The following is an 11,572-nucleotide window of genomic DNA, read 5'->3' on the forward strand; positions in this document are numbered from 1 at the left end:
TCAGGTGCTCCTCCTGATGTGCTGGACGGCGCGGTACGCGAAGGCCATCGCCGAGCCGATCGGGATGCCTGGGCCGGGGTAGACGGGCCCGGTGAACGAGGCGCTGGTGTTGCCGGCCGCGTAGAGGCCGGGGATCGGGGAGCCGGAGCCGTCCAGGACGCGGCCTTCGGGGTCGGTGCGCAACCCGCCCTTCGTCCCGAGGTCGCTGAGGACGACCTCCGCCGCGAAGTACGGGGCCTGGTCGAGCGCGACCACGCACGGTCCGCCGCCGGAGAAGAACCGGTCGTAGGGGTCCTCGCCGCGGTGGAAGTCCTCGTCGGCGCCCTTCTCGGCGAACCCGTTGAAGCGGGCGACGGTCCCGGCGAGGACGCCGGGCGGGACACCGATCTCGCCGGCGAGCTCCTCCACCGTCGCCGCCTGGACCCACCGGCCGGACGCCAGCTGCTCGTCCGGCGCCAGCGGCGGGACGGAGATCGCCGGCAGCCCGTCCCAGCGCGCGTCGAAGATCAGGTGGAAGGGGCCCTCGGCGGCGGCCATCTTCCGGCCCATCTGGTCGTAGGGGAGCGACTCGTTGGCGAAGCGGCGCCCGGAGCCGTCCACGATGAGCCCGCCCCGGAAGCCCAGCGTGAACGCCGGGAGGCCGTCCGGGGTGCGCAGGCCGGGGCAGAACCACGCCTGGTCGAGCAGGCCGGTGGACGCGCCGATCCGCACGGCCGCCTCGATCGCGTCGCCGGTGTTCGCGCCGTCCGGGGCCATCGTCCAGTCCGCGGAGCCCGGCACGCCGCGCGCGGCGCGCAGCCGGGCCGACGCCTCGAACCCGCCGGCGGCCAGCAGCACGCCGCGGGAGGCGCGCAGCCGCAGGCCGCCCGCCTCGACGCCCGCGACCCGGCCGTCCTCGACGATCAGCCCGGTCAGCGGGGTTCCGGTGCGCACGTCGCCGTTCCCGGTCGCGGTGAGGGCGAGCAGCAGCCGCCCGATCAGCGCCCGCCCCTGCGCCATCGGCCTGGCCGAGTGCCCGCGCCCCGCCCGGTCGCGGTCGACCGGCGGGCGGACGAGCCCGGCCAGCTCGCCGAGCCGCTCCACCGGCAGCTCCAGCGGCATGAACGACCGGCCCATGTCCAGCCGCCCGGGCGCGGCGAAGTAGTCGGGGAACGGCCGGAACTCGAAGTCGAGCGCCGGGTCGCGCTCCAGGAACTCCACGACCTCGGGCGCCGCCGCCAGGAACGCCTCCCGGTGCGCCGCGTTCTCGTCGCCGAGCAGCGCCCGCAGGTACGCGCGGGCCGATTCGGCCGAGTCGGCGATCCCGGCCCGCTCCTGCACCCGCGTGCCCGGCAGCCAGATCGCCGACCCCGAGTACGCGGACGTCCCGCCGAGCACCCCGGTCTTCTCCAGCACCGCGGTGCGCAGCCCGGCCGAGGCCGCGGCGAGCGCCCCCGTCATCGCCCCGGCGCCCGAACCGGCCACCACCACGTCGTATTCGTCGTCCCAGCGGGCGTCACCCACGCGGCATCCCCTCCCGATCTCGGCGCGCGCACACCGTAAGCGCGGGCCGCGGCGCGGCGGGACGACCGGTCCCACTGACCGGTATCGCCGATCGCGGGGACGGCCGCGACCCCGGATATTGTTCCTAGTCAGCACACCGGCAACAGCACCGGCATCAGCACACCGACACGAGCACACCGACAGCAGCACATCGACACCAGCACACCGACAGAGCACACCGACACCAGCACACCGGCGGAGCGGAGGGAGGACCGTGGCGAGGATCGCAGCGGCGAGGATGTCCGCCGAGCCCAGCTCACCCGAGCAGCACGACCGGCGGCAGCGCATCCTCAAGGCCGCGTCGCGCATCGGCGCGGAGAAGTCCCTCGAACGCGTCCAGATGCACGAGGTGGCGAAGGCCGCCGGCGTCGCGATCGGCACCCTGTACCGGTACTTCCCGTCGAAGGTGCACCTGTTCACCGCGGTGATGGCGGCGCAGGTCGACCGGCTGCACGAGCAGGTCTCCGAGCCCGCCCCCGGGGTCAGCCCCGAGGACGCGGTCGCCGACCTGCTGGTGAAGGCGAGCCGGAGCCTGCTGGCCCAGCCCGTCCTGTCGGCGTCGATGCTGCACGCGTCGAACAGCGCGCACGTCGCGACCGTCGCCGACACGATCCACATCGACAACACGTTCCGGGACATCCTGCTGCGCGCCGTGGGCATCGAGGTCCCGACCGCGCAGGACGTGACGCTCGTCCGGCTGCTGATGCAGTGCTGGTACGGGGTGCTCCAGTCGAGCCTGAACGGCCGCGCGTCCATGGCGGACGTGGAGAGCGACATCCGCCTCGCCTGCAAGCTGCTGCTCGCGCCCCGGTCGAACGCGCGGCCCTCACAGGACGGCGCGCAGCCCTCCCAGTGATCGGGACGGCCCCGGCGCAGGCTCCGGCGCCGCGGCTAGCGTGCGCCCATGAATCGCTATGACGGCGTGAAAGTGCTGCTCACCGGGGCCGCGTCCGGCATCGGGCGGGCCACGGCGATCCGCCTCACCACCGAGGGCGCCGCGGTCTACGGCGTGGACATCTCCGGCAAGGGCCTCGCCGGGACCGCCGAGGCCGTCACCGGGCCCGGCACCCTGACCACCCGTACGGCCGACGTGACCGACGAGGCCGCCGTGGCGGCCGCGGTGGCGGACGCGGCGGAGACCCTCGGCGGCATCGACGTCCTCGTGAACGTGGCCGGCGTCCACAAGACCACCCCGATCGAGACGCTCACCGTGGACGACCTGAACCGGCTGTTCTCCGTCAACCTCGTCGGCACCGCCCTGTTCTGCCGCGAGGCGCTGAAGCACCTCCCGGACCGGACGGGCGTGATCGTCAACACGGCCTCGCTGTCGGCGACGCAGGGCAGCCCGTACATGACGGCGTACTCGGCGTCCAAGGGCGCGGTGCTGGCGTTCTCGCTCAGCCTCGCCGCCGAGCTGGCCGCCCGCCGCATCCGCGTCGTGCCGATCTCCCCGGGCGCCGTCGACACGCCGCTGATCCAGTCCGCCGACATGTTCCCGCCCGGCATCGACCTCGACTACTTCTCCAAGATCCGGTCCTACTACGGCGCGGCGGACCCCGAGATGATCGCGGCGGCGATCGCGTTCGCCGGGTCGCCCGACGCCGCCTACTTCACCGGTGCCGACTTCCGCGTCGACGGCGGCGCGCACACCTAGGAGAGCGACATGGCACGCACCATCGCCGTCAGCGGTTCGGCGTCCGGCATCGGCGCGTCCCTCGCCGGGATGCTCCGGGACGCCGGCGACACCGTCATCGGGATCGACCGGCACGACGCCGACGTCCGCGCCGACCTCAGCGTCCCCGAGGGCCGGGCGGGCGCGGTCGCGCAGACGCTGGAGCGGGCGGGCGGGCGGCTCGACGCCGTCGTGGCCTGCGCCGGCGTCTCCGACTTCACGATCATGCCGGTCAAGGTGAACTTCTTCGGCGTCGTCGGGCTGCTGGAGGGGCTGCGCCCCGCGCTCGCGCGGGCCGAGGCGCCCCGCGCCGCCGTGGTCGGCTCGATCTCCGGCACGCACCCGGTGGACGACGCCACCGTCCGCGCCTGCCTCGGCCTGGACGAGCCGGCCGCGCTCGCCGCGGCCGCGAAGGTCGAGGAGAGCGGCGCCGGCGGCCTGCTGTACCCGTCGTCGAAGTCGGCGCTCGCCCAGTGGGTGCGGCGGGTCTGCACCGCCCCCGAGTGGGCGGGCGCGGGCATCCCGCTGAACGCGGTCGCGCCGGGCGTCGTGCGGACCCCGATGAGCGCGCCGCTGTTCGAGGACGAGGGCATGTTCCAGATCATGAAGGAGGCCGTCCCGATGCCGCTGAACGGCTTCGCCGGCCCCGAGGTGATCGCGGAGGCGCTGCGCTGGCTGATCTCCCCGGCCAACACGCACATGACCGGCCAAGTGATCTACGTGGACGGCGGCGCCGAGGCCACCCTCCGCGACGCGTCCCTTTTCTGAGAGCGGCGGTTTCTAAGAGCGGTTTTCTGAGAGCGGCGGTGACGGAGCACCGGCGGCCGCCCCCCTCGCGCCGGGGGCGGCCACCGGTCGGCTCCGCGGTCAGTACTTGCTGGTCTCGGTGTTGTCGAGCGCGGCGACGCTGTAGGCGGCGTAGGTCCGGCGCGGGTCGCGGTCCTCGAAGTACGGCGTGATCTGCGCGCCGAGCTCCTCGACGGAGAAGACGCCTCCGGCCGCCGTGAACTTCTGCTCCACGGTCGGCGCGGCCATCAGCGCGACCATGTCGCCGTAGACGATGAACACCTGACCGGTGATCTTCTCCGCGGCGGGGGACGCGAGGTAGCCGACGAACGTGCCGACCCGCTCGGGGGCCATGGCGTCGAGCCCGCCGGGCGAGGTGCCCTCCGCGAACGTCGCCTCGGTCATCGCCGTCCGGGCGCGGGGGCAGATCGCGTTGGCGCGCACCCCGTACCGGCCGAGCCCGGCGGACGTCGACAGCGTGAGCGCGACGATGCCGGCCTTCGCGGCGGAGTAGTTCGGCTGCCCCGCGGATCCGAACAGGAACGCCTCCGACGCGGTGTTGATCACCCGCCCGTAGACGGGGCCGCCGGCGGCCTTGCTCGCGGCCCGCCAGTGCACGGCGGCGGCGCGGGACACCGACGCGTGCCCCTTCAGGTGGACGCGGACGACGTCGTCCCAGTCCGGCTCCGACAGGTTGAACAGCATCTTGTCGCGCAGCACGCCCGCGTTGTTGACCAGGACGTCCAGCGAGCCGAAGGTGTCGACCGCCGCGGACACCAGGGTGTCGCCCATCGACCAGTCGCCGACGTCCCCCTTCACCGCGACGGCCCGCCCGCCCGCCTTCGTGATCTCCGCGACGACGTCGTCGGCCGCCGGCCCCATGTCGTTGACGACGACGTTCGCGCCCTGCGCGGCGAGGGCGAGCGCCTCGGCGCGGCCCAGCCCGGCGCCCGCGCCGGTGACGATGGCGGTACGGCCCGCCAGGGACAGGTCAGCGTTCATCGGAGCCTCCGGATCGGGTGTTCGGGTCGCTGGCCGGAGGCTAGTACGAATTCTAGTCACGCGGCAGGAGCCGTCCCGCTCAGCGGGTGTCCGCAGGCAGCTCGCATGGTGCGGACAGCTCAGCGGGACTGACCTTGCCCGCCGACAAGAACGAATTCTAGTCTCCCGGCCACGACGCTGGATCCGGCGACGCTGTCCGCCCCGCTCGCCGGCGCGATCCGCGCGCACGGCGGCGCGCACGGTGGCGCGTTCGACCTGTCGCGCCTCCGCTGACGGCGCGGATCCCGGTACGGTGGCGCGATGATCGAAATGGTGGGGTTCGACGCCGCGGTCGAGGTGGGGGTCGCGGCGTTCTGCGCGGGACCGGAGGCGCCGAGCGACGAGGACGTCCGGAAGCGGCTGACCGGGACCGGGGTCGAGCCGTGGCTGGCCGAGCGGCTCCTGGTCTTCCTCCCGATGGCGTTCACGCGGCGGCTGCTGCCGGATGTGCAGTACGCGGACGCGGTGGCCGCCCCGGGCGGCCGGGTGATCCTCCGGGACGAGCCGGTGTTCACGGCCGCGCTGGCGCGCGCGGAGCGGGCCGGCCGGGGCGAGTTCGAGCGGGTCGCGCTGCGCAGCGCCGAGTTCGCCGCGATCAACAACGCGCTGCACGGCGGGGCGGCGATGTCGGACCTGGTCATGGCGGAGACGGCGCTGACCGCCGACCTGCCGCCCGTCCAGCCGGGGGACGGCGGGGTGCCCTCGCCCCGGGCCGTGTTCGAGGGCTTCCTGCGGGGGCACGGTGTCGCGCCGGACGGCGGGACCGGCGTCGACGCCGGGCTCTTCGTCCACCCTTCGCCGGACGGCGTGGTGCTGGCCCAGATCGACTTCCGCGTGTCGCACCCGGCGCTGGCGGTGCCGTGGCTGGTGGAGAGCTTCGCCGGGCACGGCGCCACGTGGCGGGACGCGATCGGCGTGGCCCTGCAGAAGTTCGAGCGCGCTTCGCTGCATCCGATCGTCGACGGCCTGCTGCGTCCCGGGGCCGTCCCCGAGCAGGTGGAGCGGGAGCGCTACGAGCACCCGGGCGGCCCGTTCGAGCTGGTGCTGGGCGCTCAGATCAACATGTTCGCCGGCCGGCCCGTGCCGTCCGCCGGGCCGCTGCTCGACCGGATGCTGGAGGCGCTGCGGGCGGAGCCGCTCACCCGGAAGGTGCACGGGCTCCGCCTGTTCACCGCCTACAACGAGGGCCGGTTGGAGACCAACGAGGTGCTCCTGGACGGCGAGCCATGGGCCGCCGGGCAGATGGTGGTCGCGAACAGCCCGGCGCCGCTGCCCGACGGGAGGGTCGCGGTCCGCGTCTTCGGCCTGCTCGTCCCCCGCTGACGTCCCCTGCTGACGTCCCCCGCTGACGTCCCCCGCTGACACCGCCTCGGGCGAGGCGGCGGCACGGGCACGCCCGGGCGACGGGTCCTCGGCACCCCGCCCTTCTCCCCGCCCTTCTCCCCGCCCTTCTTCCCCCATTCTCGTCGGCGGCGGGGTGCGGGGTCAGCCCATGTGGAGGCGTTCCAGGGCGTCGTCGTGCAGGCGGCGCGCGATGAGGTCGTAGTCGGCGGCGAGGCCGGCACGGATCCGCTGCTCCTCGTCCGGCTCCATGAGCAGGGCCGGGTCCGCGGCGGGGAGGGCGCGCAGGACGGCGATGCGCAGGTGCGTGGGCGGGTGGCTGCGGTCCACGCGGAGCTGCCGGCGGGCCGAGACGCGGAGCCGGCGCTCGCGCTCGGAATCGGGGAGCGCGGCCAGGGCGCCGCGCAGGTCGTCCCAGTACCCGGCCGTGCGGCCGGCGAGCGCGTGCCGCTGCACGGCCGTGAGGTGCGTGTCCTCGGCGACCACGAGCGTCTCCAGCATGCCCGCGGCCGCCTCAGGGGACGCGAGGCGGGCGGCCAGCCGGTCGGCGAGGTACTCCGCCCGCTGCCCCGCCCGCAGCGTGATCATGTGCTGCAGGACGAGGACGGAGCCGACCACCGTGCTCGCCGCCCCCTGCACCACCCGGAGGCACAGGTCGATCAGGTAGTTGAGCCGGTCGTCGGGCGGCCCGGGGCGCAGCAGCGCGTGCAGCCGGGCGAGCGTGGACAGCGACGTCCCCACGACCACGCCGTGGGCGGCGTCGCCGTTCGCGCCGTGCGCGAACTCGTGCCCGAGCAGCGCGACCTTCTGCTGGGCGGTGAGCGACTCCCACAGCGGCAGCCCCAGGAACAGGACGCGGCGGCGGCGCAGGCCGACCGTCCCGTAGGCGGCGTTGAAATCCTCGGACACCACCACGGCGTCCACCGGCCTGACGCCCAGTTCGGCCGCGACCCGGTCGAGCAGGGCGAACAGGGCCGGGGCGTCGGCGCGGCGCCGGACGTCCGGGAGCTTGCGCAGGCTGCCGAACCGGGGCAGCAGCAGCCACGCCACGAGCAGCGCGAGGACCGCGAGGACGATCAGCACGGGCGTGCGCATCGCGGCGAACACCCAGACCGCGAAGGCGATCAGCGCGGCCGTGCACAGGTGCACGCCGAGCGCCAGCGCGTAGGACGCGACCCGGGCCGCGTCCCAGCCGGGCCGCTCCGCCGGTGACTGGGCGACCTCGGCGTAGAGCGCCTCGACCCTGCGGGACGACCACCGGTCGAAGCGCCCGCGCAGCCCGCGCCGCTGCGGTTCGTCGGCGCCCAGGCCCCAGCCGCAGCCGGGGCACCAGACCGGATGCCCTTCCAGGGAGGCCAGCGGCGCACCGCAGGAGGGGCACGGCGTGATCGTCTGCGTCATGGCAGACGATCTTAGGAAGCGCGGGTCGCGGGATCAGGAGAATTCAGTCTCGATCCGCTTGCGGAGCACCTTCCCGGTCGCGTTGCGGGGCAGCGGGTCGGTGGTGACGTGCCAGCGGGACGGGACCTTGAAGTAGGCGAGCCGCTCCTTCGCGAACGCCGCCAGCTCGTCCGGCGCGGGCGGGTCGTCGGGGAAGACGGCGACCGCCGCGACCTCCTGGCCGAGGTCCGGGTGCGGGACGCCGACGACGATGCACTCGGAGATCCCCGGGTACTCGGCGAGGGCGTTCTCGACCTCGGCCGGGTAGACGTTCTCGCCGCCGCGGATGATCAGGTCGGAGCGGCGGGTGGTGAGCCGCAGCCGGCCGTTCTCCAGCACGCCGATGTCGCCGGTGCGCAGCCAGCGGCCGGCGTCGATCGTGCGCCCGGTGGCCTCCGGGTCCCGCCAGTAGCCGATCATGTTGTAGGCGCTGCGGGCGCACACCTCGCCCTCGGCGCCCTCCGGGACGGGCCTGCCCTCCGCGTCGCGGATCTCGATCTGGACGCCGATGTTCGCGGGGCCGACCGTCCCCGGCGCCTCGGCGAGGTCCATGGGGGTGGCGACGGAGATGGCGGTGGACGACTCGGTCAGGCCGTAGCTGTCGACGAGGGCGCCGCGCGCCGGCGGGAACACCTCCTGGAGCCTCTTCTTGAACGCCGGCGAGGACGGCGCGGAGGCCAGCGCGAACGCGGTCAGCGACGACAGGTCGTACTTCGACAGGTCGCCGTGCCGCATCATGCGGTGCGCCATCGTGGGGACGGCGCCCCAGTTCGTGACCCTCTCCTTCTCGATCAAGCTCAGCACCTCGTCCACGTCGAACCCGCCCATGTGCATGATCACCGCGGTGCCGGTGGCGAGCCGCGGGACGGCCAGGTTGTGCAGGGACGCGATGTGGAACAGCGGCAGCGCGAGCAGGTAGCGGCGGGACGAGGCGTCGATGCCGAACGCGCCCATGACGGCGTCGTTGTACCGGTGGTACTCGATCACCGAGGTGAGGTTCCGGTGCGAGTGGACGGCGCCCTTCGGGCGGCCCGACGTGCCGCTCGTGTAGAGGATGACGGCCGGTTCGTCCTCGGCGGCGTCCGGGATGTCGAACCCGGCGCCCGGGTAGCGGGCCGCCAGGGACGGGACGTCCTTCTCGATCGTCAGCACGTCCTCGGAGATCAGCGCGGCCCGCTTCTCGTCGGCGATCACGACCTTCGGGTCGGTGTGGCCGAGCGCGTACTCGATCTCGGGCCGCGTCCACCAGGCGTTGTAGCCGACGGGGACGGCCCCCGCCGCGACCGCCGCCCAGAAGGAGACGATCCACTCGGGGCTGTTCGCGGCGTTGATCGCGATGCGGTCGCCGGGCCGCACGCCGAGGTCGTCCCGCAGCGCCTTCGCCATCGACGCGGCGGCGGCGGCGTGCTCGGCGAACGTCAGCCGGCGGGTCGCGGTGACGATGTAGTCGCGGTCGCCGTGGGACGCCGAGCGGACGAGCACCTCGCCGAGGCTGCGGGCCCGGTTCGCGAACACGGGAACCCGCGCGCCGAGCACGTCCTCCTCGCGCAGCTCGAACTCGCCGCCGGGACCGGTCAGCTTCGCGATCGACTCCATCGGACCCCCTCCTCCTCGCCGGAGCGCCCATTGTGGGCTGCGACACACCGGCGTCAGCAGGGCATTCCGCTCAGCGGGACGGTCACGGACCGTTCCAGGGCGAACTCGTTCCGGCTCAGTTGGATTGGGACCGGCTCAGCGGGACTGGGACCGGCTCGGCGGGACTGGGACCGGCTCGGCGGGACGGGGGCCGGCTCGGCGGGACGGGACCTTTGCGCGCCACGGCGTCGACGCTCCCGGTCAGCGGGATGTCCGGACTGCGCGGACATCCCGCTGATTAACGTCTAGTCCGGATGGAGGACTCCCGATGAACGACGTGCAGCCCGACGTGTTCGCCCCGGCCAGGCCGGGGCCGGTCACGCCGCGGAACCGGATCGTCAAGGCGGCCATCTGCGAGGGGCCGGCCAAGCACTGCCGGGTCACCCGTCGCGTCCTGTCCACTGAGCCGGCCCGGGGTGCCGCGAGTGCGTGACGAGACCATCGCCGGGATGCTGCTCGCGCGGCTGGGCGACGACCGGCCCGGCCTGCGCAGCCGCGAGCGGACCTGGACGTGGGACGAGGTCGTCCGGGAGAGCGCGGCGCGCGCGGCCCTGGCCCGCGGCCTGCGGCGGGACGGCCCGTTCCACATCGGGGTGCTGCTGGAGAACGTCCCCGAGTACGTCCTGTGGCTGGGCGCGGCGGCGCTCAGCGGCGCGACGATCGTCGGGATCAACCCGACCCGGACCGGCGCCTACCTGGAGCAGGAGGTCCGGCACACCGACCTCCAGCTGCTGGTCACCGACGAGGCCGGGCTGAAGCTGCTGGACGGGCTCGACATCGGCGTCCCGCGCGACCGGTTCCTCCTGATCGACTCGGCCGGCTACCCGGCGCTCGTCTCGTCCCACGCGTGCGAACCGGAGGCCGACCCGCCGGTCACCCCGGAGACGCAGATGCTGCTGCTGTTCACCTCCGGGACGACGGGCGCGTCCAAGGCGGCGCGCTGCTCGCAGGGCCGGCTCGCCGAGCTGGGCCGCGACAACAGCGCCAAGTACGACATCGGGCGCGACGACATCAGCTACTGCCCGATGCCGCTGTTCCACGGCAACGCGCTGATGGCGCTGTGGGCGCCGTCGCTCGCCGCCGGCGCGACCGTCGCGCTCACGCCGAAGTTCTCCGCGTCCGGGTTCCTGCCGGACGTGCGGTTCTACGGCGCGACGTTCTTCACCTACGTCGGCAAGGCGATCGGCTACATCCTGGCCACCCCCGAGCGGCCCGACGACGCCGACAACACGCTGACGCACGGGTTCGGGACGGAGGCGTCCCCTGAGGACAAGGCCGAGTTCCTGCGCCGCTTCGGCGCGAAGCTCGTCGAGGGCTACGGCTCCAGCGAGAGCGCAGGCATGATCAAGCGCGATCCGGCGGCGCCGCCGACCGCGCTCGGGCGGCCCGCCCACGACGGCGTCCGGGTCGTGAACCCCGAGACGCTCGAAACGTGCGCCCCGGCGATCCTGGACGAGCACGGCCGCGTCGCCAACGCCGAGGCCGCCGTCGGCGAGATCGTCGACGTGCACGGCGCCGCGAAGTTCGAGGGCTACTACAAGAACCCGGAGGCGGATGCCGAGCGGGTCCGGCACGGCTGGTACTGGACGGGCGACCTCGGCTACATCGACCGCGACGGGTTCCTGTACTTCGGCGGCCGGTCCGGCGACTGGATCCGGGTGGACTCGGAGAACATCTCGGCGCTGCTCACCCAGAACGTCGTCCGCCGCCACCCGAAGATCGTGGACGCGGTCGCGTTCGGCGTCCCCGACCCGCGCTCCGGCGACCAGGTGATGGCCGCGATCGAGATCCTGGAGGGCGTCGCGTTCGAGGACCTGGACCTCCCCGCGTTCCTCGCCGCCCAGGACGACCTCGGCACCAAGGGCGCGCCGCGGTTCGTGCGCGTCTCGCACGCGCTGCCGACGACCGGCTCCGGCAAGCTGAGCAAGAAGGAGATGCAGCTCGACGGATGGCGGACCTCCGACCCCGTGTACCGGTGGGCGGGCCGGGGCGCGCCCGAGTACGTCCTGATGACCGAGGCGGACAAGGCCGCGCTGCGGGACGAGTTCACCGCGGCCGGCCGCCGGCGCTTCCTTCCGTGAAATGAGAAGGGGCTCCCGTGAAATGAGAAGGGGC

10 protein-coding genes are annotated in these 11,572 nt (G+C 73.9%); 6 read left to right on the forward strand and 4 right to left on the reverse strand.

Annotation, left to right across the window (positions count from 1 at the left end):
- Entirely contained in the window at window positions 1–1,503 is a 1,503-nt protein-coding gene (locus ABTW95_RS02035) for an FAD-dependent oxidoreductase (RefSeq protein ID WP_500223681.1), read from the reverse strand.
- Window positions 1,504–1,756: 253 nt separating this feature from the next.
- Between ABTW95_RS02035 and ABTW95_RS02040 the strand changes: the two genes are divergently transcribed.
- From ABTW95_RS02040 to ABTW95_RS02050, 3 genes are read left to right on the forward strand one after another with little or no spacing between them, the layout of a single operon-like run.
- Window positions 1,757–2,398, forward strand: coding sequence for a TetR/AcrR family transcriptional regulator (locus ABTW95_RS02040; protein ID WP_500223683.1), 642 nt, complete (start codon window positions 1,757–1,759; stop codon window positions 2,396–2,398).
- 48 nt (window positions 2,399–2,446) lie between these two features.
- Entirely contained in the window at window positions 2,447–3,196 is a 750-nt protein-coding gene (locus ABTW95_RS02045; protein ID WP_396454848.1) for an SDR family NAD(P)-dependent oxidoreductase, read from the forward strand.
- A 9-nt stretch (window positions 3,197–3,205) separates the two neighbouring features.
- Window positions 3,206–3,982, forward strand: coding sequence for an SDR family oxidoreductase (locus tag ABTW95_RS02050; protein WP_500223685.1), 777 nt, complete (start codon window positions 3,206–3,208; stop codon window positions 3,980–3,982).
- A 99-nt stretch (window positions 3,983–4,081) separates the two neighbouring features.
- Here the strand turns inward: ABTW95_RS02050 and ABTW95_RS02055 are convergent, their stop codons facing one another.
- Window positions 4,082–5,002 (reverse strand): 3-oxoacyl-ACP reductase, encoded by a 921-nt coding sequence (locus ABTW95_RS02055; protein ID WP_396454846.1) that lies wholly within the window; start codon window positions 5,000–5,002, stop codon window positions 4,082–4,084.
- A gap of 300 nt (window positions 5,003–5,302) precedes the next feature.
- On the opposite strand from ABTW95_RS02055, the gene ABTW95_RS02060 reads away from it, so the two are divergent.
- Window positions 5,303–6,364 (forward strand): DUF6348 family protein, encoded by a 1,062-nt coding sequence (locus ABTW95_RS02060; protein WP_500223687.1) that lies wholly within the window; start codon window positions 5,303–5,305, stop codon window positions 6,362–6,364.
- A 162-nt stretch (window positions 6,365–6,526) separates the two neighbouring features.
- Here the strand turns inward: ABTW95_RS02060 and ABTW95_RS02065 are convergent, their stop codons facing one another.
- Together ABTW95_RS02065 and casG are read right to left on the reverse strand one after the other, a co-directional pair.
- Complete coding sequence (locus ABTW95_RS02065) at window positions 6,527–7,783, reverse strand: M48 family metalloprotease (RefSeq protein WP_500223689.1); 1,257 nt, start codon at window positions 7,781–7,783, stop codon at window positions 6,527–6,529.
- Window positions 7,784–7,816: 33 nt separating this feature from the next.
- On the reverse strand, window positions 7,817–9,418 hold the full coding sequence (gene casG / locus ABTW95_RS02070; protein ID WP_500223691.1) for a steroid-24-oyl-CoA synthetase: 1,602 nt from the start codon (window positions 9,416–9,418) through the stop codon (window positions 7,817–7,819).
- Between the two features lie 307 nt (window positions 9,419–9,725).
- Here casG and ABTW95_RS02075 point away from each other — a divergent pair, with 307 nt between their 5' ends.
- On the forward strand, window positions 9,726–9,890 hold the full coding sequence (locus ABTW95_RS02075) for a hypothetical protein (protein ID WP_500223693.1): 165 nt from the start codon (window positions 9,726–9,728) through the stop codon (window positions 9,888–9,890).
- Window positions 9,883–11,538: a steroid-22-oyl-CoA synthetase gene (gene casI, locus ABTW95_RS02080; RefSeq protein WP_500223695.1), complete on the forward strand. Its 1,656-nt coding sequence runs from the start codon at window positions 9,883–9,885 to the stop codon at window positions 11,536–11,538. The genes ABTW95_RS02075 and casI overlap by 8 nt, the downstream gene beginning before the upstream one ends.
- Window positions 11,539–11,572: the final 34 nt, after the last annotated feature.

Source organism: Spirillospora sp. NPDC127506 (genome assembly GCF_040302145.1).
Classification (GTDB): domain Bacteria; phylum Actinomycetota; class Actinomycetes; order Streptosporangiales; family Streptosporangiaceae; genus Spirillospora.